This window comes from Lentzea sp. NPDC055074, assembly GCF_053608005.1.
Genome location: NZ_JBSGUQ010000027.1, coordinates 1 through 25,793 on the forward strand (window position 1 = coordinate 1; position 25,793 = coordinate 25,793).

Annotated in this window: 29 protein-coding genes; 6 read left to right on the forward strand and 23 right to left on the reverse strand. The window is 69.9% G+C overall.

Translation table 11 applies throughout. The annotated features are described in order from the left end of the window. Positions 1-112: 112 nt before the first annotated feature. Entirely contained in the window at positions 113-883 is a 771-nt protein-coding gene (locus tag ACWF7A_RS39830; protein WP_452255684.1) for an ArsR/SmtB family transcription factor, read from the reverse strand. Positions 884-912: 29 nt separating this feature from the next. Between ACWF7A_RS39830 and ACWF7A_RS39835 the strand changes: the two genes are divergently transcribed. Further along, positions 913-2,184 (forward strand): isocitrate lyase/phosphoenolpyruvate mutase family protein, encoded by a 1,272-nt coding sequence (locus tag ACWF7A_RS39835; protein ID WP_452255685.1) that lies wholly within the window; start codon positions 913-915, stop codon positions 2,182-2,184. On the opposite strand, the gene ACWF7A_RS39840 is transcribed toward ACWF7A_RS39835, so the two are convergent. The 14 genes from ACWF7A_RS39840 to ACWF7A_RS39905 form a co-directional block, all read right to left on the reverse strand. Further along, complete coding sequence (locus ACWF7A_RS39840) at positions 2,153-3,112, reverse strand: lysophospholipid acyltransferase family protein (protein WP_452255686.1); 960 nt, start codon at positions 3,110-3,112, stop codon at positions 2,153-2,155. The two genes, ACWF7A_RS39835 and ACWF7A_RS39840, sit on opposite strands and share 32 nt — an antisense overlap. A gap of 16 nt (positions 3,113-3,128) precedes the next feature. After that, positions 3,129-4,166 (reverse strand): NAD-dependent epimerase/dehydratase family protein, encoded by a 1,038-nt coding sequence (locus ACWF7A_RS39845; RefSeq protein WP_452255687.1) that lies wholly within the window; start codon positions 4,164-4,166, stop codon positions 3,129-3,131. A gap of 275 nt (positions 4,167-4,441) precedes the next feature. Next, positions 4,442-4,543, reverse strand: coding sequence for a 30S ribosomal protein bS22 (locus ACWF7A_RS39850; RefSeq protein WP_015105422.1), 102 nt, complete (start codon positions 4,541-4,543; stop codon positions 4,442-4,444). A gap of 120 nt (positions 4,544-4,663) precedes the next feature. Then, positions 4,664-4,876, reverse strand: a complete 213-nt coding sequence (locus tag ACWF7A_RS39855) for a helix-turn-helix domain-containing protein (protein WP_030477960.1) — start codon at positions 4,874-4,876, stop codon at positions 4,664-4,666. A gap of 137 nt (positions 4,877-5,013) precedes the next feature. Beyond that, positions 5,014-5,823 (reverse strand): pyrroline-5-carboxylate reductase, encoded by an 810-nt coding sequence (gene proC, locus ACWF7A_RS39860; RefSeq protein WP_452255688.1) that lies wholly within the window; start codon positions 5,821-5,823, stop codon positions 5,014-5,016. A gap of 10 nt (positions 5,824-5,833) precedes the next feature. Continuing rightward, positions 5,834-6,616 (reverse strand): thioesterase family protein, encoded by a 783-nt coding sequence (locus ACWF7A_RS39865; protein ID WP_452255689.1) that lies wholly within the window; start codon positions 6,614-6,616, stop codon positions 5,834-5,836. Next, on the reverse strand, positions 6,613-7,509 hold the full coding sequence (locus ACWF7A_RS39870; protein ID WP_452255690.1) for a proline dehydrogenase family protein: 897 nt from the start codon (positions 7,507-7,509) through the stop codon (positions 6,613-6,615). The genes ACWF7A_RS39865 and ACWF7A_RS39870 overlap by 4 nt, the downstream gene beginning before the upstream one ends. Positions 7,510-7,562: 53 nt before the next feature. Further along, entirely contained in the window at positions 7,563-8,408 is an 846-nt protein-coding gene (locus ACWF7A_RS39875) for a sugar phosphate isomerase/epimerase family protein (RefSeq protein ID WP_452255691.1), read from the reverse strand. Further along, entirely contained in the window at positions 8,405-9,691 is a 1,287-nt protein-coding gene (locus tag ACWF7A_RS39880; RefSeq protein WP_452255692.1) for a hypothetical protein, read from the reverse strand. The genes ACWF7A_RS39875 and ACWF7A_RS39880 overlap by 4 nt, the downstream gene beginning before the upstream one ends. Next, positions 9,691-10,671: a Ppx/GppA phosphatase family protein gene (locus ACWF7A_RS39885; RefSeq protein ID WP_452255693.1), complete on the reverse strand. Its 981-nt coding sequence runs from the start codon at positions 10,669-10,671 to the stop codon at positions 9,691-9,693. The genes ACWF7A_RS39880 and ACWF7A_RS39885 overlap by 1 nt, the downstream gene beginning before the upstream one ends. 27 nt (positions 10,672-10,698) lie before the next feature. After that, positions 10,699-11,379, reverse strand: coding sequence for a response regulator (locus ACWF7A_RS39890; RefSeq protein ID WP_452255694.1), 681 nt, complete (start codon positions 11,377-11,379; stop codon positions 10,699-10,701). After that, the gene (locus ACWF7A_RS39895) at positions 11,376-12,548 is read right to left on the reverse strand and encodes a sensor histidine kinase (RefSeq protein ID WP_452255695.1); all 1,173 of its coding nucleotides are present in this window, start codon (positions 12,546-12,548) and stop codon (positions 11,376-11,378) included. Before ACWF7A_RS39895 ends, ACWF7A_RS39890 begins: the two co-directional genes overlap by 4 nt. A 178-nt stretch (positions 12,549-12,726) precedes the next feature. After that, positions 12,727-13,473 (reverse strand): phosphoglyceromutase, encoded by a 747-nt coding sequence (locus tag ACWF7A_RS39900; protein WP_452255696.1) that lies wholly within the window; start codon positions 13,471-13,473, stop codon positions 12,727-12,729. Positions 13,474-13,478: 5 nt separating this feature from the next. After that, positions 13,479-13,922 (reverse strand): VOC family protein, encoded by a 444-nt coding sequence (locus ACWF7A_RS39905; RefSeq protein ID WP_452255697.1) that lies wholly within the window; start codon positions 13,920-13,922, stop codon positions 13,479-13,481. Between the two features lie 59 nt (positions 13,923-13,981). Between ACWF7A_RS39905 and ACWF7A_RS39910 the strand changes: the two genes are divergently transcribed. Both ACWF7A_RS39910 and ACWF7A_RS39915 read left to right on the forward strand, forming a co-directional pair. Then, positions 13,982-14,620: a TetR/AcrR family transcriptional regulator gene (locus ACWF7A_RS39910; protein ID WP_452255698.1), complete on the forward strand. Its 639-nt coding sequence runs from the start codon at positions 13,982-13,984 to the stop codon at positions 14,618-14,620. Positions 14,621-14,657: 37 nt separating this feature from the next. Then, complete coding sequence (locus ACWF7A_RS39915; protein WP_452255699.1) at positions 14,658-14,888, forward strand: hypothetical protein; 231 nt, start codon at positions 14,658-14,660, stop codon at positions 14,886-14,888. A gap of 55 nt (positions 14,889-14,943) precedes the next feature. On the opposite strand, the gene ACWF7A_RS39920 is transcribed toward ACWF7A_RS39915, so the two are convergent. The 6 genes from ACWF7A_RS39920 to ACWF7A_RS39945 form a co-directional block, all read right to left on the reverse strand. Further along, positions 14,944-16,509: a 4-coumarate--CoA ligase family protein gene (locus ACWF7A_RS39920; protein WP_452255700.1), complete on the reverse strand. Its 1,566-nt coding sequence runs from the start codon at positions 16,507-16,509 to the stop codon at positions 14,944-14,946. Positions 16,510-16,918: 409 nt separating this feature from the next. Beyond that, positions 16,919-17,779 (reverse strand): DUF4349 domain-containing protein, encoded by an 861-nt coding sequence (locus ACWF7A_RS39925; RefSeq protein ID WP_452255701.1) that lies wholly within the window; start codon positions 17,777-17,779, stop codon positions 16,919-16,921. Positions 17,780-17,839: 60 nt separating this feature from the next. Continuing rightward, complete coding sequence (locus ACWF7A_RS39930) at positions 17,840-18,319, reverse strand: YbjN domain-containing protein (RefSeq protein ID WP_452255790.1); 480 nt, start codon at positions 18,317-18,319, stop codon at positions 17,840-17,842. A 5-nt stretch (positions 18,320-18,324) separates the two neighbouring features. Then, complete coding sequence (gene mshA / locus ACWF7A_RS39935) at positions 18,325-19,572, reverse strand: D-inositol-3-phosphate glycosyltransferase (protein WP_452255702.1); 1,248 nt, start codon at positions 19,570-19,572, stop codon at positions 18,325-18,327. Further along, on the reverse strand, positions 19,569-20,333 hold the full coding sequence (locus tag ACWF7A_RS39940) for an alpha/beta fold hydrolase (RefSeq protein WP_452255703.1): 765 nt from the start codon (positions 20,331-20,333) through the stop codon (positions 19,569-19,571). Before ACWF7A_RS39940 ends, mshA begins: the two co-directional genes overlap by 4 nt. Positions 20,334-20,376: 43 nt before the next feature. After that, positions 20,377-21,516 carry a L,D-transpeptidase gene (locus ACWF7A_RS39945; RefSeq protein ID WP_452255704.1) on the reverse strand — a complete coding sequence of 380 codons (1,140 nt, stop codon included), beginning with the start codon at positions 21,514-21,516 and terminating at the stop codon, positions 20,377-20,379. 93 nt (positions 21,517-21,609) lie between these two features. Between ACWF7A_RS39945 and ACWF7A_RS39950 the strand changes: the two genes are divergently transcribed. After that, positions 21,610-22,341 carry an SDR family NAD(P)-dependent oxidoreductase gene (locus ACWF7A_RS39950; RefSeq protein ID WP_452255705.1) on the forward strand — a complete coding sequence of 244 codons (732 nt, stop codon included), beginning with the start codon at positions 21,610-21,612 and terminating at the stop codon, positions 22,339-22,341. On the opposite strand, the gene ACWF7A_RS39955 is transcribed toward ACWF7A_RS39950, so the two are convergent. Beyond that, positions 22,295-23,308 carry a hypothetical protein gene (locus ACWF7A_RS39955; protein WP_452255706.1) on the reverse strand — a complete coding sequence of 338 codons (1,014 nt, stop codon included), beginning with the start codon at positions 23,306-23,308 and terminating at the stop codon, positions 22,295-22,297. The genes ACWF7A_RS39950 and ACWF7A_RS39955 overlap by 47 nt on opposite strands. Positions 23,309-23,412: 104 nt before the next feature. Beyond that, positions 23,413-24,513 carry a UDP-N-acetylmuramate dehydrogenase gene (locus ACWF7A_RS39960; RefSeq protein WP_452255707.1) on the reverse strand — a complete coding sequence of 367 codons (1,101 nt, stop codon included), beginning with the start codon at positions 24,511-24,513 and terminating at the stop codon, positions 23,413-23,415. On the opposite strand from ACWF7A_RS39960, the gene ACWF7A_RS39965 reads away from it, so the two are divergent. Next, the gene (locus ACWF7A_RS39965; RefSeq protein WP_452255708.1) at positions 24,512-25,000 is read left to right on the forward strand and encodes a DUF2505 domain-containing protein; all 489 of its coding nucleotides are present in this window, start codon (positions 24,512-24,514) and stop codon (positions 24,998-25,000) included. The two genes, ACWF7A_RS39960 and ACWF7A_RS39965, sit on opposite strands and share 2 nt — an antisense overlap. Continuing rightward, positions 24,979-25,785, forward strand: a complete 807-nt coding sequence (locus ACWF7A_RS39970) for a class I SAM-dependent methyltransferase (protein WP_452255709.1) — start codon at positions 24,979-24,981, stop codon at positions 25,783-25,785. The genes ACWF7A_RS39965 and ACWF7A_RS39970 overlap by 22 nt, the downstream gene beginning before the upstream one ends. Positions 25,786-25,793 lie beyond the last annotated feature (8 nt).

Genomic DNA, 25,793 nt, shown 5'->3' on the forward strand with positions numbered 1-25,793 from the left:
CTTGGCGCGGCTCGTGATGGGACCCCACCGCCGACGCCACCATTCAAATCAACAGGCAGCCGCTCTAAGCAACAGGCGTGCCATCTACCTGCTCAAGGCGCTGGCCCCCATCTCAGATTGCCGGGGTCTGGGGCAGAGCCCCAGGGGAACCACGCAACGCAACCTGGCCGCCCGCAAGGTGACCACCCTCGAGGCCGGCATCGAGCAGCCCGAGCCCGACCCACCCCGACTCCCCCTCATCGGTGAGCAGAACAGCCCGAGACGAACCAACTCGCCGAACCCACCCACGCTCAAAAAACGCCGAACACAAAAAGGCCCCAGCCGCCCCACCCAGATGCGGCACCCGCTCGGTCCAGTCCAGACAAGCCCTGCTGACCTGGCGCTTGGCCGGCTCGAACCCGAGCTCCTTCAGCCACACCATCCCGGGCTCGGTGACCGCCAGCTCGGCACCGACCACCCCGAGCCCGACCAACCCGGACCTCAACGCAACCCCGAGCCGACCAGCAAGGTGGTCGTAACAGGTACGCCCCCGAGCCATGGCCTCGGAAACAACCGCCGCCCGCAACGACCGAGGACGCTCGGGCCCGGCGAACGCGACCAAGCCCTCCAGCAACTCGGCGACATGAGGCCCGGCCAAAGCGACATACCGATGCCGCCCCTGCCGGTACTCGACCAGCACCCCACCCTCGACCAGCCGAGTCAGGTGCTCACTAGCCGTAGAAGCAGCGACTCCGGCATGAACGGCCAGCTCACGGGCAGTCCAGGCCCGCCCGTCGAGCAGAGCCCCGCAGATCGAGGCACGGGTCCGATCCGCGAGCAGCCCGGCAACCCGCGCAAGTGCGTCCACAACGCCATTCTGCGACCGGAACGCTTCGGCCGACACCGAACCGTCCAACCCCTACCGTCGTCGGCATGACCGAAGAGCTGAACCTGCCCGTCCCCCAGGTCGAGCCAGGAGAGTCCGGCGTCGCCTGGCTCAGGTCCTCGGTGGTCAGGTTCAGCAACGGCCCCACGCACACCCGCAGACGCGCCCTGACCACCAAACTCCTCGACGGCGTGCAGGCCACCGCCCTGGACGAGCTGGCCACGGCACTGGGCCTGCCGGGCTCCCTGAACGACATCGCAACGATCGCCCAGAGCTACCAGCCCCACGAACCGATAACCGAAGCAGCCGACGCGGCAGTGGAACGCCTGACCACCACCCACGACGAGGAGACGGCGGCAAGGATCGGCCTGCTCGTCCAGGCCTGGGCGGCCACGAACGCCCTTGCGGAGCACCTGCGCACGGGCGACCAGGCACCACCGGTCCCGATCACCCGCAGGGCAACGAAGACAGGCACGATCGAGGTCAGCCTCGAAAACCACCCCTTCGGCCACGGCCCCCACGCCTGCCCCGGCCGGGACCTGGCCACCCGGATCGCCAAGAACATGGCGTTCAGAGCCCTGCACCACCAGGACGAGCCGCTGCTCCTGCCCAACGCCTGGGACCACGCCTCCGCCGTGGCCCTGCACGCGGCCGGGTTCCCCGCGATCGGCACGACCAGCCTCGGCGTGGCCGCCGCCCACGGCATCCCGGACGGCATGGGCCTGGCCGGTGAGCAGGCCGTCGCGCTGGCGAGGCTGCTGGGCACCCTGCCCTGCCCGGTCACCGCAGACCTGGAGTCGGGCTTCGGCAGGTCACCACGAGAAACCGCCGAGCTGGTCGCCGGTCTCGGTGTCGCGGGCGTGAACCTGGAGGACGGCCGCCCGCACGGCCTCGCGACCCCGGCAGAACAGGCCGAGCTCATCGCAGCCGTCAAGGAACGCGCTCCCGGCGTCTTCCTCAACGCTCGGATCGACACCCACTGGCTCGGCACGGCGAAGGAGGAGACCAAGGAACGAGCCCGCCGCTACGTCGACGCGGGCGCGGACGGAATCTTCGTGGCAGGCCTGACAGACCCGCGCGAGATCGAAGACCTGGCGACCCTGGCTCCGCTCAACGTCCTGGCCCAGCAACGCACCCCGAAGGAGCTGGGCGACCTGGGCGTCAAGCGCATCAGCACCGGATCGCTGCTGTTCAGGGCAGCCCTGCACCACACCGTCGAGACCGCGAAAGCGGTGCGCGACGGCGGCACGGCCCCGGCGTTCAGCTACGACGAGGTGCAGCGGATGGTCAGCCGAGGAACACGTTCCGACGCTGGGTGAGCAGCCGGTAGAGGGTCTGCTGGATCGTCTCCCGCACCTGGTCGGTCAGGTTGAACACGAGCATCGGGTCGTCGGCCGCGTTCTCACCGAAGACGTCAGTCTGGATCGGCTCGCCGAACTCGATGTACCACTTCGAGGGCAGCGGGATGGCGCCGAGCGGCCCGAGCAGCGGGAAGAACGGCGTCACCGGGAAGTACGGGAAGCCCAGCAACCGGGCGAGCGTCTTGATGTCGCCGATCATCGGGTAGATCTCCTCGGCCCCGACGATCGAGACGGGGATGATCGGCACGCCGGTCTTCAGCGCCGCCGACACGAAGCCGCCGCGGCCGAAGCGCTGCAGCTTGTAGCGGTCCTTGAACGGCTTGCCGATGCCCTTGAAGCCCTCCGGCCACACGCCCACGAGCTCACCGGACGACAGCAGCCGCTCGGCGTCGGCGTTGCAGGCGAGCGTCTGGCCGCCCTTGCGCGCCAACGCGCCCAGCACGGGCGTGCGGAACACCAGGTCCGCCCCGAGGCCGCGCAACGGGCGGTGCGCCGGGTGCTCGGACGCGATGCCGTACGCCGTCATCAGGGCGTCGAGCGGCACCGTGCCGGAGTGGTTCGCCACGATCAGCGCGCCGCCGGCCATCGGGATGTTGTTCAGGCCGATGGTCTCGACGCGGAACCACTTCTCGTACAACGGCTTCAGCGGCGGCATCAGCACGTTCTCGGTGAGGTCGCGGTCGAAGCCGAACTCGTCGATCTGGTAGTCGCCCGCGATCCGCCGGCGCGCGAACGACAGGAGGTCGGTCAGCCTGCGTTCCCAGTCCGGTGTCGCGGACTGCTGCTGCTCGGGCTCGGGAACGACCTCGACGTGGCGCGATCTGCGCGCGGCGTCGCGTTCCGGGTCGTGCAGCGGGATAACGCGTGCTCCTGCCACTGCGTTCATCTCCTCATAGCAAAGATCAGCGGAATCGAGCGGCCGCGTCGAGGATGGTCCGCTCTGCGGCATCGACCGTCTCCGGGTCGATGAGCGGCTTCAGACCCCGGCCGTTCACGTAGTCGTCGAACGCCTGCTGGGTGGTCCACCGCGGCGTGAACCCGAATTCCTTCTTCAGCAGGGTGGTGTCGACCACGCGCCCCCAGTTGAGGAACCTCATCTGGTCGGGCGAGAAGTCGACGAGCCGGGCGCTCCGGAAGAAGCCTCCGACGGTGGGCACGGCGGCACTGGGCACCGGCAGGTTCAGCCTGCCCGCCCGCCTGATCGCCTGCGACAGCAGCAGCACGCCGTCGCCGCCCACGTTGTAGACACCTGGCAGGTCGTGCAGCGTCGCGCGTTCCAGGACCGCCAGTGCGTCCTCGGAGTGCAGCAGCTGCACACGAGCGTCGTAGCCCAGGACGGTGGGCACGACCGGTAGGGCGAAATAGCGCGTCAGCACCGTGTCGATGCGCGGGCCGATGAAGTTCGTGAAGCGCAGGGTCGTCACGTCCACGTCCGGCCGGCGGCGGCTGAACCCGCGCACGTAGCCCTCGACCTCGACCGCGTCCTTGGCGTAGCCGGACGACGGCAGGTCCTTGGGGCCCATGTCCTCGGTGAACACCGCCGGGTCGCGGCTGCTGGACCCGTAGACGGCGCTGGTGGACTTCACGACGAGCTTGCGCACGTTCGGCGACTTCTGGCACGCGGCCAGCAGCTGCATGGTCCCGATGACGTTCATCTCCTTCATCACCGTGCGGCCGGTGGGCCCGGCCGGGCTCGCGGTGACGGAGGCGTGCACGACCGTGTCCACGTTCGCGGTGGAGATGACCTTGCTGATCAGCGGGTTGCGGATGTCGGCCCGCACGAACTCCGCGCGGCCCATGCGGCGCAGCAGGTCGCGTGGCGGCGGCTCGGTGTCCACGCCGAGCACGCGCTCGACGTCCGGGTTCGCGGCGAAGCGCGCGGCGAGGTGGCCGCCGAGGAAGCGGCTGACTCCGGTGACGAGGACGACCTTGGGCGTCATGCGACTCCAAGCACGAAGGGCGTGGCGATTGGTCGATGCTACAGACCTGATTGGGAACCGCACGGGGCCGGAACGCCGTCTTGACGCAGGTCACGCAGGCTTTACGGGCTAATCACCCGAACGGCGGCGACCGATCCCGTGTTTCCCGTCGTTCGTCTCAGTGGGTGATACCCGTACCCTGCGCAAGCACCCTTGCGGGTGCCACCCAGGGTCCGGAAAACGCAACCGCCGCCGGTCTCCTCACGGAGGCCGACGGCGGCAGAGCGCATGCGGGCTTACTTGCCGCGCTTCCTGCGCTGGACCCTGGTCTTGCGCAGCAGCTTGCGGTGCTTCTTCTTCGACATGCGCTTGCGGCGCTTCTTGATGACCGAGCCCATGCGGGTTCCTTAGCTCTAGACGTTGCTTTGACTGGCGCGCCCCAGCCTTGGCCGTGTCAAGCACGGCGCGCCGGTAAGCACGATCGGCCTACCAGTCTACCCGGCGGGGTTCACCAGCCTTCAGCCAGCGTCGAAGTACGCGTTCTCCAGGTAGGCGTGCACCGCTTTTTCCGGCACCCGGAACGACTTGCCGACCCGCACAGCGGGCAGCTCACCGGAGTGCACCAGGCGGTACACGGTCATCTTGGAGACCCGCATCATCGAGGCCACCTCGGCCACGGTCAGGAACTGCACCTGAGCGAGGCCTGTTCGTTCGTTCTCCTTCGCAGGCATACATCACCGCATCCTTCGACACGTGTCGTGCCGTCGGTCTTCCCCACCGACGGTTCGACACGCACGTGCTGCCCTGAGAGTAGCGGGACTGGTGTGACTCCTGCGACGTCCAAGTGGGGCCGGACCCTCACTTCGGGTCAGTCCTCGTGCTGACGACCCAGTTCGACGGAGCGGTCGCGGGCGCTCTCGATGGCCGCGAGCAGGGCCGCACGGACTCCGTGCTTCTCCAGCTCGCGGATCGCCATGATCGTCGTACCGGCGGGCGAAGTGACCGCCTCGCGCAGGATCACGGGGTGGCTCGAGCCCTCGTTGAGCATCGTCGCGGCACCCACGGCCGACTGGATGATGAGCTGCGAGGCCAGGTCGCGCGGGATGCCGAGCAGGATGCCCGCGTCGATCATCGCCTCGACCAGGAAGAAGAAGTACGCGGGACCGGAGCCCGACAGCGCCGTCACCGCGTCCTGCTGCGACTCCGGCACCACCGCGACCTTGCCGACGGTCGACAGGAGCTCCTCGACGACCTTCAGGTGCTCCGGCGTGGCGTTGGAACCGCCGGAGACGGCGCTCATGGCCTCACCGACGACCATCGGCGTGTTCGGCATGACCCGCACCACCGGGGTGCCCGCGGGCAGCCTGCGTTCGTACAGGGCCGTCGGCAGGCCCGCGCAGAGCGAGACGATCAGCGTGCCGTCCCGCAGCACGGGCGCGAGCTCGGTGAGCAACGGCTCGATGTCCTGCGGCTTGACCGCCACGACGAGCACGTCGGCCTTCGCCGCCGCGCCCGAGACCGTGACGGCCTCGAAGCCGTACTGCTCGGTCAGCGCCTTCGCGCGGGACTCGTGCTTCTCCGTGAACATCAGATCCGCAGCCGGGCGCCCGCCCTGGAGCAGCCCGGACAGCAGCGCCTCACCGATCTTGCCCGCGCCCAGCACCGCGATCTTCGTCATCGGTCAAGTCTCACACAGCGGGGGTCAGCGCCAGCTGCCGTGCCTGGCACACGAGCCGCCCGGCCGAGTCGATCACCGTGGCGTCCTCGTCGAACCACTGGCCGTGCACCGCCTGACAGGTGACGTGGATCCGCAGCCAGCCCGGCGCCGGCCGGGCCCGTAGCAACGCCGTCAGCTGCACCGTCGGTGACCAGCCGAAACGCCCGAGGTTGAACGTCACGGGCATCGACAGGTCGCCCGCGAGCAACGCGAAGTACGGGTCGGGCTGCTCGTCGGTGGGCCGCGCCCAGAGCTTGAGCGTCAGCGGCCCGTCCGTGCGCCGGTCGAGGAACGTCGCCGACTCGCGGTCCACCCGCAGGTCGCACAACGCGCCCACCCGGTAGATCCCGCCGGTCGGGAACGTCGCCATCTCCACCGACCCCGGCGGAGGCGCCGCGGGCATCGACGGCAGGTTCACGTAGTCGGCCCGGTGCTCGGGGATCCGCCCCGTGGTCACCGAAGCCTCGACGCACACCTGGCCGCGTTGCTCCAGGGACACCGCGATGACCGTGGCCGTCCGCCCCGCCTTGCGCACGTCGGTGCGGACCAGCACGGGCCCCACCTCCGGCGCGCGCAGGAACTGAGCGGACACCGCCAACGGGTCGCCGTCGGCGACCTGGGCGGCCGCACGGGTCATCACCGCGAGGAGGAAACCACCGTGGGGCTTGGGCCCGACGGTCCACTCGGCGGGCAGGGACGCGGTGAAGGTTCCGTCACCGAGCGACCGCACCGCACTGGACTTCGAGAAGGTCATGAGCGGCTGGCCAGCGACCGCAGGAAAAAGGTCACGTTGGCAGGCCGTTCTGCAAGTCGCCGCATGAGATATCCGTACCACTGCTCGCCGTAGGGGACATAAACGCGAGTGCCGAGACGCCTCTGCTCCTCGGGCCGGATGCCGTACAGCATCTGGTACTCGAAGTCAGTTTTGTCATACCAGCGGGCTCGTTCGCCAATGATTTCGATCAGTCTGGGGTCGTGCGTGGCGAACATGGGGTAGCCCTCTCCAGCGAGGAGAACGTTCAGGCACCGCACGTAGTTCAGATCAACCTCTGATGGATCCTGAATCGCAACCTCGGGAGGCTCCGCGTAGGCCCCCTTGACCAGCCGGACCCTGCTCCCGGGCCCCGCGAGCTGCTTGCAGTCGTCCAGGGTCCGGTGCAGGTACGTCTGCAGCACGGCCCCGACCCAGGGCCAGCTCCGCCGCAGCTCGGCCAGGACCCGCAAGGTGGAATCCGTGGTGGTGTGGTCCTCCATGTCGAGCGTGACCGTCGTCCCGCACTGCTCGGCGGCGGCGCAGATCCGGGAGGCATTCGTCAGGGCGAGGGACTCGTCGAGCGACTGCCCGACCGCGGACAGCTTGACGCTCACCTCGGCGTTCCCGGCCAGCCCCGCGGCGTGCAGCGCGTCGAGCAGCTCCAGGTAGGCCTGGACGGTCTTCTCGGCCTGCGCCTCGTCCTTCGTGTCCTCGCCGAGGTAGTCGAGCGTGACCGGCAGACCGAGCCCCCGCACGACCTCGACGGCGTCGGCCGTCCTCTCGCCCGCGACGAACCGCTTCACGACATCACGGCTGATGGGGGCGTTGGCGACCAGGTGGCGGACCGTCTCGTTGCGAGACGCGGCCATGATCAACGCTCGCAGCGGGTTCACACCCCGAACCCTAACCCGGAGTCGTCACGACAGCGCCGAACGACCCTGGACGGTCAGCGCGGCAGCCCCGAACGGGCCTTCCCGGCGCCGCCCTCGGTCGACCAGTCCAGGTGCAGCCGGGCGAACAGCAACGACTCCGCGAGCATCTCCCGCCGGGCGGCAGGCGACCCGGCACGCCGGGTGTTGACCTCCAGCACGACCTGCCCGTCGAACCCGCCCCTGGCGAGGGTCTCGCACAGCTCGGCGCACGGCTGGGTGCCCCGCCCCGGCACCATGTGCTCGTCCTTGGGCGCACCGGACCCGTCGGCGAGGTGGACGTGCCGGAGCCCGTCCCCCATCCGCTTGGCCAGCTCCAGCGCGTCCATGTGCGCGGCGGCCGAGTGCGAGAGGTCCAGCGTGTAGTTGGCGTGGCCCACGTCGGTCGGGTCGACGGACGGCTTGAACGCGTTCATCTCGACCGAACGCCCCCGCCCGAGGGGCCGCTTGACCGGGAACATGTTCTCGACGGCGATGGCGATCCCGCTCGAGTCCTCCAGCGAGGACACCAGCTCGGCGAACCCGTCCGCGTACTTGCGCTGCCACCGGAACGGCGGGTGCAGCACGACCGTGGGCGCGCCGAGCTCGGACGCGGCCTCCACCGCCCGCCGCAGCCGTTCGGACGGGTCCGGCGACCACACGCGCTGCGAGATCAGCAGGCAGGGCGCGTGCACGGCCAGCACCGGCATGCCCCAGCGGGACGAGAGCCGGTCGACGGCACGGATGTCCTGCGACACCGGGTCGGCCCAGACCATGAGCTCGACGCCGTCGTACCCCAGCTCGGACGCGATCTCGAACGCCGCACCGGCGGGCTGCGGGTAGACCGACGCCGTGGAAAGCCCGACCGGGATGCGGGAGGTCAACTCTTCACCAGCAGCATCGCCGCTGGTGAGACGGTCACGATGAGGCCCACGAGCACGGCCAGGACGGTGGTCTGCAGATCGTCCGCACGGCGGATCTTCCGCACCAGCAACACCAGACCCACGGTCACCGCCAGGGCCACCACGAGTGCGGCGGCGGGCACCGAGCGCCACAGGTAGTTGAACGCGAGCCACAGGCCCGCGCCCCCGAGCACGCCGACGGCGAGCTGGCCGATCATGATCAGCCATTCCTTGCCGGCGGAGCGCGGTTCGGCGTCCGCGTCCTCCTCGACCTCGGCGGCGTCGTCCAGACCCGCGGGGCCGTCGTCGTCCTCGTCGTCCTCCTCGTCGGTGTCCGCGAGGTAGTCGTCCTCGGCGCGGTAGGCGGCGTACTCCTGCGAGTCGTCGTCGTCCACGTACGGGCCGGGGTGCGCCGCGGTCGACTCCATCGGCGCCATCGACAGGTCGGTCTTGGCCTGCGGGTCGTCGTCGCCGAACCAGGCGTCGGGGACGTTGCCCGGCAGCGGGTCCGGGAGCCTCGGCGGTGCGGGCGGCACGATCAGCACGGACTCGGTCTCGAGCGCGGCGATCTTGTCCACCGGCGCCTTCGCCGGGATGCGCGGCAGCTGCTCGGTCATCGCCTCGCGCGGCGGGCCGGGAACCGGCATCTGCACCGACGGGGGCACCGGCTTCGGCGGCCGGGTGATGTTCGTGCGCGACGGCGACGAGTCGAGCCTCGCCTCCAGGCGGCCGGGCACGTCCGGGCGCGGCATGCCGGAGTTCGACGGCTGGTCGCGGACCTGCGGCACCTGCCGGGTCTGCTCGGCGGCCGCGGGAGGCGGTGGCACGGGCGCCGGCGGCTTGGCGGCCGGCGGCGCGGGCTTCGGCGGTGCCGGTCTGCGGACCTGAGGCGGCTGGGCCGGCGGCACCGGGAGCTGCTGCGACGGCTGCGGCTGCCCAGGCGGCTTGGGGGGCGCCACCTGCGGCTTCGGCTGGTACGCCGTGCGCTCGGCGGCCGGCGGCAGCGGTGCTGCCTGCGGTTCCGGGGCGGCGCGACGACCGGCCGGCGGTGCGGCGTCGTCGCGGATCGCCATCAGGCGACCGCTGTCGGACAGCACCCGCTCGATGATCGTCTGGGGCGCGGTCTCCGGCTGCTGGACCTCGTCCTCTTCGTCCGCAGCCCGGCGGCGTCGCCGACGTGGCGCACTCTCTGCGCTGCCGCCGTACTGGGCGAGCAGCTCAGCGACTGTGCGCTGCGTCTGGTCCGATCCGCTCTCTCGACTCATCAACTCCACCGTGCCCCGGTCTGGCCAGTCCGTCCAGTATCGCTCTGGTCCGTCCCGTCAGTGTGGTCCAGCCGACGGAGGATGACACCCTCCCGGAGTGCCCAGGGGCAAATCTCCAGCTGGGTGAGTGACAGGGCTCGCATTGTGGCCTCCGCGACCAGTGCGCCCGCGACGAGCTGGTGTGCGCGCGAGGTGCTCACGCCCTCCAGTTCGGCGAGGTCACTGGCCGACATCCGGGAAATGAACGCGATCAGCTGCCGCAGGCCCGCGTCGGTGAGCACGCGTCGTGCCCTGGGCCCGGCAGACGATGGCGCGGCCCCGGTGAGCCGCGCCAGCGTTCGGAAAGTTTTTGAGGTCGCAACCACTCGATCGGGTTCCCCCGCTCGCTTCAGCTTCCGCGCCACGGGCGCGAGCTGCTCGGCGAGCCACTCGGTGGTCTCGCGGACCTCCGAACGCCGGGGAGGGTCCTTGTGGAACCGGGTCCTGGTGAGCCTTCCCGCGCCGAGGGGCACGGAGAAGGCCAGGTCCGGGTTCTCGTCGCGGCCGATGGCGAGCTCAAGAGAGCCGCCGCCGATGTCGAGGCTGAGCAACTTGCCCGCGGACCAGCCGTACCAGCGGCGGACCGCGAGAAAGGTGAACTTCGCCTCGTCCTCGCCGGACAGGACCTTCAGTTCGACCCCGGTCTCGGTGCGCACCCGGTCGAGCACCTCGGCCGAGTTGCCCGCCTCGCGCACCGCCGAGGTCGCGAACGCCATCAGGTCCTCGCAGCCGGACCGCTTGGCCGACGCCTTGGCGGCGGCGACGGCACGAACGAGCTGGTCAGCACCGGCTTTGCGGAGCTGACCCTTGTCGTCGAGCTGCTCGGCGAGACGAAGAATCGTCTTCTCCGACGTCATCGGGATGGGGTGGGCACCACGATGCGCGTCCACCACGAGTAGGTGGACGGTGTTGGAACCCACGTCGAGAACGCCCAGGCGCACGCCGGAAACGGTACCTGGTCGTGTCCGTCAGGACTCGAACTTGTAACCCAGACCCCTCACGGTCACGAGGTGCCGCGGTGCCGACGGGTCCGGTTCGATCTTCGAACGCAACCGCTTGACGTGCACGTCCAGCGTCTTCGTGTCGCCCACGTAGTCCGCTCCCCACACGCGGTCGATCAGCTGACCTCGGGTGAGGACGCGGCCGACGTTGCGCAGCAGGTATTCGAGCAGGTCGAACTCCTTGAGCGGCAGGCTGACGTCCTGGCCCGCGACGGTCACGACGTGGCGTTCCACGTCCATCCGCACCGGGCCCGCCTCGAGGATCTGCGGGAGCAGGTCCTCGGACTCTCCGCCGCGGCGCAGCACCGCGCGGATGCGGGCGATGAGCTCCCGCGCCGAGTACGGCTTTGTGACGTAGTCGTCAGCACCGAGCTCGAGACCCACGACCTTGTCGATCTCGCTGTCGCGCGCCGTCACCATGATCACGGGGACGGCCGAGCGCTGGCGGAGCTGCTTGCACACGTCCGTGCCGCTCATGCCGGGCAGCATCAGGTCGAGCAGCACGATGTCGGCACCGTTGCGGTCGAACTCCTCGAGCGCCTCCTGGCCGGTGGCCGCGAGCGCCGCGGTGAACCCTTCCTTGCGCAGCAGGAAGGCGAGCGGATCGGCGAAGGACTCCTCGTCCTCCACGATGAGCACCCTGGTCACAGCTCTCCTCCTGGGTCACCCGTGCCAGCCGGCACGAGAGTCGGGTTCGGTTCGGTCGCCGCGGCCGGGAGCCGCAGCGTGAAGGTGGACCCCGTTCCTGGCAGGCTCCACAGCTTCACCTCACCACCGTGGTTGGCGGCGACGTGCTTGACGATCGCGAGCCCGAGGCCGGTGCCCCCGGTGGCGCGCGACCGGGCCTTGTCGACGCGGTAGAACCGTTCGAAGACGCGGATCTGCTGGTCCTCGGCGATGCCGATGCCGCGGTCGGTCACGGCGATCTCGACGTGCCCGTCGACCAGCCGGCGGCTCACGCTGACGGGACTGCCGGGAGGCGAGTACGCGACCGCGTTGTCCAGGAGGTTCGTCAGGGCCGTGACCAGCAACGACCGGTCGCCCGGCACGACGAACCCGCTCGGTTCGTCGACGTTGATCGAGATGTTGACCGACTCGGCGGCGAGCTTGGACCGCGAGAGCGCCTCGTTGATCACGACGTCGATCTCGGTGTCGGACAGCTCGGGCAGCTTCTCGGCGCCCTGCAGCCGGGAGAGCGCGATGAGCTCGGTGACGAGCGCGCCGAGGCGGGTGGCCTCCTGCATGATCTTCGCGCTGAACCGGCGGACCTCGTCCTGGTCGTCGCTCGCGTCCAGCACGGCCTCCGCGAGCAGGGCCAGCGCGCCGACGGGGGTCTTGAGCTCGTGGCTGACGTTCGCCACGAAGTCGCGCCGGGTCTTCTCCAGCCGCACGGCCTCGGACTCGTCCGTGGCGTCCACGACCGTGAAGTCCTCGATGAGCAGCCGGACCTCGGCGTGCACGGCCTCGGGCTGGCGCCCGGTCCGGTAGCCGTCCAGCGGCGAGAGGTCGACGTACACGACCTCGTTGCTGTTGCGGACGCCCTCGGCGGCCTTGCGCGCCCGGTCGTCCACGCGGTTGTTGCGGACGATGCCGAGGTCCTCGGCGCGGGGGTTGTGCAGCACGACGTCGCCGAAGTGGTTCAGCACCACGATGCCGTCGTGGGAGTCGTGCACGATCTGTTGGATCAGGTCGGCGACCGTGAGGCCCTCCGGCTTCTTGGGGTGCCGTGGAGCGGTGAACCGGCCGATGAAGAAAGCGGCGATCGCGCCGATGAGCACGAGGCCGATCGACACAGCGAGGTAACCCGTTGTGGTCACGAGGCGAATGGTAAGCAGCTCAGAGGTGTCTTGGCCTAGTGCGGAAGCGTGAACCGTGACACCCGCGACACCTCAGTGGACGGTTGTTCCGTGGCTGGTCAGCCGCTGTTCACCCAACCGTGTCCAAACACGCGAAAGGGCGCACCCACCGCGTGGGTGCGCCCTTCTCAGAACGTGGTCAGCGACCCTGGTTCGCCACCGCCGCGATGGCGTCCTTGGCGGCGTCCGGGTCGAGGTACTCGCCGCCCGGCTTGATCGGCTTGAGGTCCTCGTCGAGGTCGTAGCGCAGCGGGATGCCCGTCGGGATGTTGAGCCCCGCGATGGCCTCGTCCGAGATGCCGTCGAGGTGCTTCACGAGGGCGCGCAGCGAGTTGCCGTGGGCGGCCACGAGGACCGTCTTGCCGGCGCGCAGGTCCGGGACGATCTCCTGGTCCCAGTACGGCAGCATGCGCTTCACGACGTCGAGCAGGCACTCGGTGAGCGGCAGGTCGGGGCCGAGGTCCGCGTAGCGCGGGTCGGTGTCCTGGCTGAACTCGCTGCCGGGCTCGATGGGCGGCGGCGGGGTGTCGTAGGACCGGCGCCAGAGCATGAACTGCTCCTCGCCGAACTCCTCGAGCGTCTGCTTCTTGTTCTTGCCCTGCAACGCGCCGTAGTGGCGCTCGTTGAGCCGCCAGTCGCGCTTGACCGGGATCCAGTGCCGGTCCGCGGCGTCGAGAGCCAGGTTGGCGGTCATGATCGCCCGGCGCATGAGGCTCGTGTGCAGCACCTCCGGCAGCACGCCGGCCTCTTTGAGGAGCAGCCCGCCGCGACGGGCCTCCTTCTCGCCCTTCTCCGACAGGGGAACGTCCACCCAGCCGGTGAAGAGGTTCTCCGCGTTCCACGTGCTCTCGCCGTGGCGGAGCAGGACCAAGGTTCCGACAGACATGGCGGCTAGCCTGCCATGCCGACCCGCCTGCCGTACCCCGGCCGGGCACCGTGATCCACGCCATGTTCCTCGTCGGTGTACATGTGGATCTCCAGGCCGTCGGGGTCGTTGAAGACCAGCAACCACCCGATGCTCGCCTCGATCTCGGGTGAGTGCTCGATGCCGAGCCCGTCGAGGTGCGCGATCCACTCGCCCAGGTCCCGCCGGGTCTCCACGGCCCAGTTGACCGGGTCGAACCCGGCGATGGCCTTCGCCTTCGCGGGGTTCTCGCGCAGGCTCAGCCCTGCCGCGCCGTCGCTCACCCAGCCCGAGACGCCTCGCACGACGCCGTCCTCGTCGGCGAACTCCCAGACGACCTCGTAGCCGAAGACCCGGTCGTACCACTCGATGCTGCGCCGCAGGTCGGACACCGGGATCTTCACGCCTCTGATGCCGCTGATCTTCGCCATCCCGGGTTCCTCCATTTGACTGCAGAAGCTCCGCAACGAATACAGGTAGGCTGCGCTCGATGAAGGACGAAGTCAAGCGTTCGTACAGCTCACCGCTGCGGGAGCAGGCGGCCGCCCAGACGCGCCTGCAGGTGCGCCTGGCGGGGCACCGGCTGTTCACGCGCGACGGGTTCGTGGCGACGTCGATGCGGCGGATCGCGGCCGAGGCCGGGGTGTCCGAGCGGACCGTGTACACGCACTACCGCAACAAGGTCGAGCTCTTCCAGGACGCGTTGAACGTGGCGATCGCGGGCGACGAGGAGCCCGTGGCACTGCGGGACCGGCCGGAGTTCGCCGAGGTGCTCGCGGCGCCGTCCGCGACCGAGCTGATCGCGGAGATGGTGCGGCGCAACGGGATCGTGCAGGAACGGGCCGGTGCGTTGATCATGGCCGGGATCGAGTCCGCCGGGGCCGATGCCGACATGCGGCGGATCTCGGACGAGGGCGAGCGCGCGATGCGGGCCAACTGCCTGGTGGTCGCGGAGGCGTTGATGGCCACGGGCGAGGTGCGGGCGGAGCTCGACGCGGCGGCGGTGGCGGACGTGCTGGTGACGATGTGCTCACCGCACGTGCACCAGATCCTCGGCTGGCCCCCAGACCGGTACCGCGAGTGGCTCGCCGGCACCCTCGCCGACTCGTTGCTGACCAAGAGCAACTGAGGCCCGCGCGACCGCTCTTCGTGGAAGGGTCGGCTGCATGGGGAACAGCGAGATGGACGACTCGCGACGCGAGCGGTTGCGGGTCCTCAAGCAGACGGCCTGGCAGTTGGTGCTGTTCATCTGTGCGGCCCTGGCGGTCGCGGTCGTGCTGGGGGTGGTCCTGGCCGACGACTGGTCGAGGTACGTGCCCTGGGGAACGCTGGTCGTCGTCGTGCTCGGCTCGGCCGTCGTCTTCGCCGTGCTGTGGCGGCGCATCCGTCGCGGGTAGAACGGCCGAACGCCCCCGGCGACGGTCTCGCCGGGGGCGTTCGGGCAACACGGGATCAGGACTGTTCGCGCGCCCGCAGGTCCTTGCGCAGGATCTTGCCCGCGGCCGACTTCGGGATCGCCTCGATGAACTCCACCACGCGCACCTTCTTGTGCGGCGCCACGTGCGAGGCCACGAACGCCATCACGGCGTCACCGTCCACAGAGGACCCCGGCTGGCGCACGACGAACGCCTTCGGGACCTCCTCGCCGTCCTCGTCCTTCACGCCGATGACCGCCGCGTCGGCGATCTCCTCGTGCGTGAGCAGCACGGCCTCGAGCTCGGCCGGCGGGACCTGGTAGCCCTTGTACTTGATGAGCTCCTTGACGCGGTCGACGATCGAGACGATGCCGTCGGCGTCGATCACCGCCACGTCGCCGGTGTGCAGCCAGCCGTCGTCGTCGATGGTGGCGGCGGTGGCCTCGGCGTTGTTCAGGTAGCCCTTCATGATGTTCGGGCCCTTGCACCACAGCTCGCCGCGCTCGCCCACGCCGACGTCGTCGCCGGTGGCCGGGTCGACCAGGCGGCACTCGAGGTTCGGGATGATCACGCCGACGGTGCCGACCGAGATGTCGTCGCGGCCGTCCGGGATGGCGTGGCTGACGGGCGACATCTCCGTCATGCCGTAGCCCTGCACGACGCGGCAGCCGATGCGCTTGCGGACGGCGGCGGCGAGGTCCTCGTCGAGAGGCGCGGCTCCGGAGAACAGCGTGTGCAGCGCCGACAGGTCGTAGTTGTCGACGATCGGGTGCTTCGCCAGGGCGACGGCCACCGGCGGCGCGATGTACACGCGGTCGGTCTTGTGCTCGGCGATCACGCGGAGGAACTCGGGCAGCTCGAACTTCGGCAGCGTCACCACGACACCGCCGATGTAGAGGCCGTTGTTCATCAGGACCTGCATGCCGTAGATGTGGAAGAACGGCAGCACGGCGAGGATCCGGGTGTTCTCGCCCACGTCGGACAGGATCGGGCCGCACTGCACGAGGTTCGCGACCAGGTTGCGGTGCGTCAGCATCACGCCCTTGGGCAGCGCGGTCGTGCCGGACGAGTACGGCAGCACCGCCAGGTCCTCGGACGGGTTGATCGTCACCTCGGGCACGGGGTGGTCGTTCGCCAGCAGCTCCGGCAACGACGGGTAGCCCTCGGCGCCGTCCAGGACGACGACGTCGGTCACTCCGGCCTTCGCGGCGCCCGGAGCGGCGTTCGGGAGCAGCACCGACACCGTGAACAGCATCTTCGCGCCCGCGTCGTGCAGCTGGTGCGCGACCTCGTCGGGCGTGTAGAGCGCGTTGATCGTGGTGGCCGTGGCGCCCGCGCGCAGGATGCCGTGGAACACGACGGCGTAGTAGGGCGTGTTCGGGCTGAGGATGCCGACGACATCACCTTTGCCAATACCTCGCGCGGCCAGTGCGGCGGCCATGCGGTCGATGGCTCCGGCCAACTGTCCGTAGGTCATCGTCGCGCCGGACATGCCGTCGATCAGCGCAACCCGGTCCACCCGGTCGGCGATGTCGCCGAACAACAGCTGGTGCAGCGACACATCGGGGATCTCGACATCGGGGTACGGACTGCGAAAGACCATGCGGCGACCTCATTCACTCGCTGTACAGCGCTGTACACCCAGCCTGTGGGCTCATCGTGATCCAGCCCACTGGGCAGGTCAAGGACAACTCGATCGCTACAGATGCGTTACTTTGCGCCGCTAAATACACTCGAATGGAGCAATACAAGCACTTGTGATCGCAAGGATGTATCTGAGAAGTTGATACCGCCTCCGCGAGTCGGCTCCCACGCTTACTCGACGAGCGCGAGGCACCTTGCGCGGTTCGTCATCCCCCGTCGAATCGCGTGGCCCGCTTGGGATCCGCAGGCACCCCCCGTCCACGGATCCCCCGCAGCGGGGACCTTTGACGCGGGACGGCTCGATGCGACTCCCCCTCTCTCCCGAGCCGTTCCGCGCATCATCAAAGGCAACTCTCAGTAGAACTTGATCACCCTGCTTCGTTCATCCGGGTGACACGCCTGCGCCGACGCAGCAGGTAGACGATCGCCACGGCGGGCACGCCGAGCGCCACCAGGAACGGCAGCATGGCGCCGACGCCGATCAGGATCACGCCCACGACCGCGACCAGCGCGTCCCAGCCGCCCGCCAGAGCGCCGAGGAACCCGACCTTCTCCGGCTCCGGTGCCGCGATCGGCACGGTCGCGACCCGCACGGTCAGCGTCGCCATCGAGACCTGGCCCTTCAACGACGCGCTGCGCCGCTGCATCGACTCCAGGTCGGCCTGCCGCTTGGTCAGCTCCTGCTCGACCTGCGCGACCTCGGACGTCGACCCGGCCCGCTCGAACAGCACGCGCAGCCGCTCGACGCTGGCCTTCTGCGTCGCGATCCGCGCCTCGACGTCCACCAGCTGGTCGGTGACGTCCTCGCTGCGCACCTCGCTGCGGGTGACCTCGCCCACACTCGCGAGGTCCCGGACGACCTTGTCCAGCTCGGTGGACGGCACCCGCACGGTCACGGACCCGGAGTTCTTGGTCGAGTTCTCCTCGCCGGCGAACCCGCCGACGCCCGCCGCACGGTCCTTGACCTGCCCGATCGCCTTCAGCACGTCGTCACTGCGCAGGTCGACGTTCGCCGTGCGCACCAGCTGACGTTCCTGCTGCTGCACGGACTGCACGGCCTGACCCGCGTTGTTCTCCTTCGCCGGGTTCTGCTGCGGCGCCACGTTCTGCGCCGCCTGCGGAGGCGCGGCGGCATCCTTCGCCGACGTCCCGCTCATGTTGCTGCTGCCACACCCCGTCGAAACCAGGGCCAGCAACGCCACTCCCACCCACAGCACTGGTCTACGCATGCCTGTCGGACGGCTCGGGACCACCGGGGAGTTGCCGGGGAAGCCGAAACGAGTCGGCGACTAGTCCGAAACGAGATGTTGGAACGCCGCCAGGTTCGCGAGCGACTCGCCGCGCGACACCCGCCACGCCCACTCGCGCCGGATCGCGTCGGCGAACCCGATCTCGAGCAACGGGTTGAAGTCGCCGTCCGCCGCCTCCAGCACCTGCCCGAGCACCCGGTCCAGCTCGTCCGCGGTCACGGCGTGCTTGCCGACCCGTCCGACCAGGTAGATGTCGCCCTCGGCGTCGATCGTGTAGTGCACGCCGTACAGCCGCGCGTTGCGGCGCAGCAAGAACCGGTAGACGTCCTCGAACGACTGGTCCGGCCGCCGGCACACGAAGGCCTCGACGACCAGCGCGTGCGTGGTCTCGACCAGCCACACGTTGGTCTGCAGCTTCTTGGTGCCCGGCAGGGTCACGAAGAACTTGCCCGGCTCGCGCCGGTCGTACTTCAGCTCGCGCTCGTCCAGAAAAGCCTTGATCACTGCATCAACTGTCAAGTCGCTCAAGCGAAAACCTCCCGGCGGAACACTTCTGCCGCCTCTTGATACCCCGCCAGCAGGGCGTCAGTCGTGCGGTCCCACGAGAAGCGTCGCGCATGTCCCACGGCGTTGCTCGCCAGGTGCTCCCGCTGCGGCAGGGCGACCCCGCTGATCGCCGAGGCCCACTCACCGGGCTCGTGCCCGTGCACCAGCACCCCGGACACGCCGTCGTTGACCGCCACCGGCAGCCCGCCGACGGCCGCCGCGACCACGGGCGTTCCGCAGGCCTGGGCCTCCAGCGCCACCAGCCCGAACGACTCGTTGTGGCTCGGCACGGCGACCAGGTCCGCGGCCCGGAAGACCTCGGCCAGCGCCGGGCCGGGCTGCGGCGGCAGAAAGCGCACGACGTCCGTGATCCGCAGCTGCGCGGCCAGCTCCTCCAGCGCCTTCGGCCGTTCGGTACCGCTGCCCGACGGCCCGCCGACGATCAGCACGACGAGCTTCGAACGCAGCCCGGGATCGCGCACGAGCATCTCGGCGGCGGCGCGGAGCAGCACGTCAGGGGCCTTCAGCGGCTGGATCCGGCCGACGAACGCCAGCACGATCGCGTCCTGCGGGATGCCGAGCGACTGCCGGGCCGCGCGCTGGTCGCCCGGTGTGAAGCGGTCGAGGTCGACACCGGGCGGCACGACGGCGACCTTGGACGGTTCCGCGTCGTAGAGCTTGATCAGCTCGCCGGCCTCGATGTCGGTGTTCGCCACCAGCCGGTCCGACTCGGCGACGACCTGCTCCTCGCCGATCACCCGCATCCTGGGTTCCGGGGCGTCGCCCTCGGCCAGCGCCAGGTTCTTCACCTTGGCGAGCGTGTGCGCGGTGTAGACGAGCGGCACGCCCCACCGTTCGCGGGCGAGCCAGCCGACCTGCCCGGACAGCCAGTAGTGCGAGTGGATCGCGTCGTAGTAGCCCGGCTCGTGCCGTGCCTCGGCGCGCAGGACGCCCGCCGTGAACGCACAGAGCTGGCCGGGCAGCTCCTCCTTGCCCAGGCCCTCGAACGGCCCCGCGGCGACGTGCCGGACCCGCACGCCGGGCGCGAGCTCGGCCACCGGCGGCAGCTCCGACGACGTGGCGCGCGTGAAGATCTCCACCTCGACGCCGCGCTGGGCCATCCGAGTGGCCGTCTGCACGATGTAGACGTTCATCCCGCCCGCATCACCCGTTCCCGGCTGTTCGAGCGGCGAGGTGTGCACTGAGAGCACCGCGACGCGCTTCATCGGGCGACTCGCAGGAGATCGGCGGTGAACCGCTCGGGCCGCTCCAGGAAGGGCGCGTGCGCGGTGTCGGGGTAGAGGCTCAACTCGGCTCCGGGGATCAGGGCGGCGGAGTACTCGGCGGCGGCAGGGGCGACCACCTCGTCTTGAGTTCCGTGCACGACCAGGGTCGGCACGTCTACGGCCTTCAGCACGTCAGCGCTGCCCACGTCCCTGCGGAACAGCTCACCTCGCACTTTATGGCTCACGGAGGTCGCGGCGGCAGTGAGCTTCGCGACCGTCCCAGCAGGTAGTACGGGTGCCATGGCGCGGCAGAACTCGCCCATCACGGCGTCGTCGGTGATCGCGCCGGGCAACGCGGCCCGCATGACCCGGCCGGTGGCGCCTCCCGGGCGACCACGACCGATCTCGGTGATGGCGCTCACGAGCACGATCGCGTTGATCGACGACGTGCCGTGGAAGCGGAGGTGGTCGGTGACGACGAGCCCGCCGTAGGACCACGCAACGACGGTCGCGGGCCCGGTGTGGTCGAGCACGGCCTTCAGGTCCGCGGCCCACCGGGCGGAGTCGCGGTAGTCGCCGAAGTCCTCGGACTCGCCGTGTCCCCGCAGGTCGACGGCGTAGGTGTGGAAATCGGGGAGGTCCCAGACCTCACCCGTCTGCGCCCAGCCGTGGATCAGGACCACGGGTGGCGCGCCGTCCGGACCCGACTCACGAACGGCCAGTCGTCCCCCGCCTGCCGCCGTCACGTGTGTCAGATGCACACAAGTACGAACGACCAGGTCGGGGGACGCATTCCCGCCGGCCCTACTTGATGGCCGACTTCTCCTTCCACTGCGCCCAGGAGAGCTGCCAGTCGTACCAGTCGAACTGGGCGGGCAGCGTCGTGATGGAGCCGGTGACCTCGACCGGGTCGCCGACCAGGGCCGAGTCGTAGTACGCCTTCGCGTCGGCTTCCAGCAGGTTCGCGCAGCCGTGCGAGGTGTTGTTCGTGCCGATGTTGGCCGCGTTGTCGTTGTTCTCGTGGATGAACTCGCCGTGGTTCGAGAACCGGACGGCCCACTTCTTCACGACGTTGGTGTAGCCGTAGCGCGGGTTGTCGAACGAGAACGTGTCGTTCTTCGCCATGACCACGAACGTGCCGTTCGGCGTCGTGAGCTCGGGGTCCGCGTCCTTGCCGAACGAGGCCGGGTAGTCCGCGACCTGCGCGCCGTCCCGGAACACCTTGAGCCGGTGCGTCGGGTTGTCGATCTTCACGACCTGGTTGCGGCCGACGGTGAAGTCGCTGGTCACGTCCGCCTTGCCGAACGCGCCGCCGCCGTAGTTGACGCCGTAGAGCTTGGCCTCGACCTTGATCGTCGTGTTGGCGGGCCAGTACTTCTCCGGCCGGTAGTGCACCTCCTGCGAGCTGAGCCAGGCCCAGGAGCCCTGCACGTTCGCCGAGTTGGTGACCTTGAGCGCCTTCTCGACGGTCGCCTTGTCCTGCACCGGCGCCTCGAACTTGACCATGATCGGCGCCGCGACGCCGACGGTCTGGTTGTCGGAGGGCCAGAGGGTCGCGCGGGTCTGCGAGCCCGGCGCGACGGTGGTGAACGAGCCCTTGAGCTCGACGGGCTTGCCGTCGGTGCCGACGGCCTTGCCGGTGTAGCTGTACGTCTTGCCGTAGCCCAGCGGCTCGGCCGTCGTCCAGCCGGACTTGTCCTCGGTGAGGGTGCCCTTGACGTCGGCGCCCTCCGGTGACTTCAGTGCGACGGACTCGATCTTGCCGTCCACCACGGTGACCTGGACCGGGGTCGTGACCTGCACGTCCTTGGTTCCGTCGACCGGGGACACGGTCACCTTCGCGGACGGCAGCGAGCTGTCCGCCTTCGGTGACCCCGCCTCGACACTCGAGCAGCCGGTCAGCAGCGTCAGTCCAGCGACCAGCGCGACAAGTGTTCTCTTCACGGTTTCGACCTCCCACCATGGTGGACGTCCAGGAACCCATCGGGGTGTGGGTGATGTCGGTCACACCCGGTTCGGCGGCCTACGATCGAAGTCGTGAATCGACCTGTCGCAGTTGTGACCGGAGCCAGCGCGGGCATCGGCGAGGCCACCGCCCGGCGGCTCGCCGCCGAGGGCTTCCACGTCGTGCTCGGCGCACGTCGCCTGGACCTCCTCCACGTTATCGCGAAGGAGATCGACGGGACGGCCATCGAGCTGGACGTCACCGACGAAGCCTCCGTCGCCGCCTTCGCGGACCGGGTACCCGAAACGAACGTGCTCGTGAACAACGCGGGTGGAGCCCGCGGGCTCTCGACCGTGGCCGAGGGGGTCGCGGACGAGTGGCGCTGGATGTGGGAGGCGAACGTCCTCGGCACCCTGCTGGCGACCAAGGCGTTCATCCCGAAGCTGATCGCGTCCGGGGACGGGCACATCGTGTCCGTGACGTCCATCGCGGCGTACGAGGCCTATGACAACGGCTCGGGCTACACGAGCGCCAAGCACGCCCAGTCGGCGCTGCACCGGACGCTGAGGGGCGAGCTGCTCGGTCAGCCGGTGCGGGTCACCGAGATCCAGCCGGGCATGGTCGAGACGGACTTCTCGGCGAACCGGTTCGGCGGCGACACCGAGCGCGCGGCCAAGGTCTACCAGGGCATCGAGCCGCTGGTCGCGGACGACGTGGCGGACGTGATCGCGTTCGCCGTCACCCGGCCGTCGCACGTGAACCTCGACACGATCGTGCTCAAGCCGCGGGCCCAGGCCTCCGCGACTCGGGCACACCGGGAGTGAGCAGGTCCACGTCGAGCTGACGCAGGACGGGCTGGATCGGGTTCGCGAACCCGGTCGGGCCCGATCCGGCGACGTAGAGACCGACGACCTGGTTGTCGGCGTCGACCAGCACCGCCCCGCTGTCGCCGTGGTCGCCGAAGCGCTCGGACGAGTGGACGCGGATCTGGTCGCGCAACGTCCGCACGCCGATGCCGTCGCCGAAGTCGAGCCTGATCGTCGCGTCGGCCGACTCGATCACGCCGTAGGTGAGCTCGGTGGTGCGGCCGCGTTTGCGCACGGTCGAGCCGATCGTCGCCGGCGCGCTGCCCGTGACCGCGCCGATGTCGACCACCTCCGCGCGGAACGGCCGCGCGCCCATCCTCAGCGCCGCCGCGCACACCGCGCCCGCGAGCGCGGCCCGGTCCAGCACGCCGATCCCGTCGACACCGGGCACCCCACCGTCCACTCTGGACGGATGCACGAACTCGTCGCCCACCGCCCACGAGTCGTCGACGCAGCCGACGTGGAACGTGGTGAGGCCCAGCACCCTGCGCGGCTCGTCCCGCGTCACGACGAACGCGCCGAGCGTGCCGGCGATCACGAACTCGCCGGCCCGCTCGACCTCCGGCGGCACCACCCGGAACGACCGGGCGGGCCCGATGCCGATGCCGCCGCGCAGGACCGGATGCCGTTCCACCGCAACGGGTTGCGTGTCGCTGACGCGCGTCATGCCGGCGCGGTGCAGCACGATCGACTCGGCCACGACGTCGGTCGGCACGCCCCGCACCTCGGCCGGGATCTGGTGCGGCAGGTCGGGTCCCTTGGCGCACACGTAGACCACGATCGCGGCCTTGCCCGTCGGGCGCCCGGCGGTGACCTTCTCGCCGATGTCGACGCCGATCACGCCCGGCCGGGACAGGAACTCGTCTTCGACCATCCGCTTGACCGGGCGGATGACCGCCCGCACGTTGTCGTCGAGGTAGCTCACAGCGACCTCCGTTCCACGGGCGACAGCCCTACCTCAATGAAACACGCCAAGTAGCGGTTCGTCACACGGAGTCACCCGAACAGCGCTAGTCACGTGGCTCAGAGCTAGAGCTGAACGCCTACGAAGACCGGCTCCGGGTGCAGCTCCACGCCGAACGCGGACCGCACGCCGTCGCGCACCTCGCGCGCGAGGTCCAGCAGGTCCTCGGTCGACGCGCCGCCGCGGTTCGTCAGGGCCAGCGTGTGCTTGCCGGACAACGACACCCGGCCGCCGGGCCCCTGGTGCCCCTTGCGGAAGCCCGCCCGTTCGATCAGCCACGCGGCCGAGAGCTTCTTCTGGCCGTGGCCCGCCGGGTAGCTCGGGACGTCGACGTCCGCGCCCAGGCGTTCGGCGATGCGGATCAGCACGCCGTTGAACGTCGAGTCGTCGATGATCGGGTTGGTGAAGAACGAGCCCGCGCTCCACGTGTCGTGGTCGGTGGCGTCGAGCACCATGCCCTTGCCGCGGCGCAGTTCGAGCACGGCCTTGCGGGCCTCGTCGGCCGGAACGCGATCCCCTTGCGCCACACCGAGGACGCGCGCGAGCTCGCCGTAGCGGATCGGCGCGGACATGCCCCCGGACGTCAGCGTGAACCTGGTGCGCAGCACGACGGCGTTGTCCGTGCCCTTGAGCACGCTGGTGCGGTAACCGAGGCCCAGCTTGGCCGCGGGCACCTGGTGCACCTTGCCGCTGCGGCGGTCCAGCAGGTCCACCGACTGCAGCACCTGGGAGATCTCGACGCCGTACGCGCCGACGTTCTGCACGGGCGTGGCGCCGTTGAGGCCGGGGATGCCCGACAGGCACTCCAGGCCACCGAGGCCCTGCGCGACCGCCTCGGCGACGACGGCGTCCCACTCCTCGCCCGCCTCGACGGTGAACTGGACGATGCCGCCGCCCAGCGGGTCGAGCCGGAAACCGTTGGTGGCGACGTGCACGACGGTGCCGTCGAAGCCGCCGTCGGAGATGACGAGGTTGGACCCGCCGCCGAGCACGAGGACCTTCTCGTCGGCGGCGGCGTCGGCTGTTCGCACGGCTTCGACCAGCTCAGCGGCGGTCGTGGCGTGGACGAACCGCGCGGCCGGGCCACCGAGTCGGAGCGTGGTGCGCTCGGCCAGAGGTACGGACTGCGTGGTGGTCACAGACGTCAACGGTAGCCTCCGCGACATGGCACGCCGCATCGAGCACCACACCACGTCACCCCATTCGGCGGAGAAGGTCTTCGGCGCGATGGTCGACGAGACCTATCTGCGGGACAGGCTGGCCGCGATCGGCGGCAAGGACGCCGCGCTCGTGTCGTTCGACCAGACCGACGAGCGGACGTCGTACCAGCTCAAGCAGGGTGTTCCCGCCGAGCACCTGCCGTCGGCGGTCAAGGCCGCGCTCGGGGGCGACCTGGTGATCCAGCGCACGGAGACGTGGGCCGCGGGCGCCGGCACGGTCGAGGTGCTGATCAACGGCGTGCCCAGCCGCCTCGAGGGCTCGTTCACGGTCCTGGACAACGGCTCGGGCTCGAAGACCACCCTCGCGGGGGAGGTCAAGGTCGGCATCCCGTTCCTCGGCGGCAAGCTGGAGAAGCTGATCGCCGAGCAGGTCGTCGTGCTGCTCGACAAGGAGAGCGAGTTCACGTCCGAATGGCTCGCAAACCGCGGCTAGCAGCAGGCCGGGCCCGCGCGCTCGGCCTGCCGACGCGCGGCACGACCAACCCGAACCGCCTGCGCCGGGTCGACCGGTGGATGACCGGGACGCTCGCCTCGTTCCTGCAGGACGCGGCCGACCCGCTCGTGGTCGACCTCGGGTACGGGGCCACGCCGATCACCACCGTCGAGATGGCCGCACGACTGCGGACCGTCCGTCCCGACGTGCGCGTGCTCGGCCTGGAGATCGACCAGGACCGGGTGGACGCGGGCAAGGCCGTGTCGGACCCGCCGTTCCTCGACTTCCGGCGCGGCGGCTTCGAGTTGGCCGGCGCGCGGCCGGTGTTGTTGCGCGCCTTCAACGTGCTGCGCCAGTACACCGAGGAGCAGTCGTTCGAGGCGTGGGACACGATGCTGTCGCGGATGGCTCCGGGTGGGCTGGTCGTCGAGGGCACGTGCGACGAGATCGGCCGCCGGTGCACGTGGGTGACGTTGTCGTCCGAAGGGCCGCAGACGTTCACGCTGGCGGTGAAACCGTCCGCGATCGAGGTGCCCTCCGACGTCGCCGAGCGGCTGCCCAAGGCGTTGATCCACAAGAACGTGCCGGGCGAGCGCGTGCACGCGTTGCTGGCCGAGCTGGACGCCTGCTGGGCCACCGCGGCGCCGTTCGCTCCGTTCGGGCCTCGGGCGCGGTGGGTGGAGTCGGCGCGGCTGCTGGTGGAACGCGGCTGGCCGGTGCTGGACGACCGGAAGCGGTGGCGGCTCGGCGAGATCACGCTCGAATGGGCCGCCGTCGCGCCCTAGGGTGGGTC

What these genes read in the sequence shown, in the direction of transcription:
- ACWF7A_RS39920 (WP_452255700.1), bottom strand. Translation starts at nt 16,509, where the DNA reads ATGGTCTTTCGCAGTCCGTACCCCGATGTCGAGATCCCCGATGTGTCG.
- ACWF7A_RS39855 (WP_030477960.1), bottom strand. Translation starts at nt 4,876, where the DNA reads ATGCCTGCGAAGGAGAACGAACGAACAGGCCTCGCTCAGGTGCAGTTC.
- proC (WP_452255688.1), bottom strand. Translation starts at nt 5,823, where the DNA reads ATGACGAAGATCGCGGTGCTGGGCGCGGGCAAGATCGGTGAGGCGCTG.
- mshA (WP_452255702.1), bottom strand. Translation starts at nt 19,572, where the DNA reads ATGAAGCGCGTCGCGGTGCTCTCAGTGCACACCTCGCCGCTCGAACAG.
- ACWF7A_RS39845 (WP_452255687.1), bottom strand. Translation starts at nt 4,166, where the DNA reads ATGACGCCCAAGGTCGTCCTCGTCACCGGAGTCAGCCGCTTCCTCGGC.
- ACWF7A_RS39865 (WP_452255689.1), bottom strand. Translation starts at nt 6,616, where the DNA reads ATGACCTTCTCGAAGTCCAGTGCGGTGCGGTCGCTCGGTGACGGAACC.
- ACWF7A_RS39835 (WP_452255685.1), top strand. Translation starts at nt 913, where the DNA reads ATGACCGAAGAGCTGAACCTGCCCGTCCCCCAGGTCGAGCCAGGAGAG.
- ACWF7A_RS39840 (WP_452255686.1), bottom strand. Translation starts at nt 3,112, where the DNA reads ATGAACGCAGTGGCAGGAGCACGCGTTATCCCGCTGCACGACCCGGAA.
- ACWF7A_RS39850 (WP_015105422.1), bottom strand. Translation starts at nt 4,543, where the DNA reads ATGGGCTCGGTCATCAAGAAGCGCCGCAAGCGCATGTCGAAGAAGAAG.
- ACWF7A_RS39905 (WP_452255697.1), bottom strand. Translation starts at nt 13,922, where the DNA reads ATGGCGAAGATCAGCGGCATCAGAGGCGTGAAGATCCCGGTGTCCGAC.
- ACWF7A_RS39910 (WP_452255698.1), top strand. Translation starts at nt 13,982, where the DNA reads ATGAAGGACGAAGTCAAGCGTTCGTACAGCTCACCGCTGCGGGAGCAG.
- ACWF7A_RS39970 (WP_452255709.1), top strand. Translation starts at nt 24,979, where the DNA reads ATGGCTCGCAAACCGCGGCTAGCAGCAGGCCGGGCCCGCGCGCTCGGC.
- ACWF7A_RS39880 (WP_452255692.1), bottom strand. Translation starts at nt 9,691, where the DNA reads ATGAGTCGAGAGAGCGGATCGGACCAGACGCAGCGCACAGTCGCTGAG.
- ACWF7A_RS39960 (WP_452255707.1), bottom strand. Translation starts at nt 24,513, where the DNA reads ATGTCGCGGAGGCTACCGTTGACGTCTGTGACCACCACGCAGTCCGTA.
- ACWF7A_RS39900 (WP_452255696.1), bottom strand. Translation starts at nt 13,473, where the DNA reads ATGTCTGTCGGAACCTTGGTCCTGCTCCGCCACGGCGAGAGCACGTGG.
- ACWF7A_RS39965 (WP_452255708.1), top strand. Translation starts at nt 24,512, where the DNA reads ATGGCACGCCGCATCGAGCACCACACCACGTCACCCCATTCGGCGGAG.
- ACWF7A_RS39915 (WP_452255699.1), top strand. Translation starts at nt 14,658, where the DNA reads ATGGGGAACAGCGAGATGGACGACTCGCGACGCGAGCGGTTGCGGGTC.
- ACWF7A_RS39925 (WP_452255701.1), bottom strand. Translation starts at nt 17,779, where the DNA reads ATGCGTAGACCAGTGCTGTGGGTGGGAGTGGCGTTGCTGGCCCTGGTT.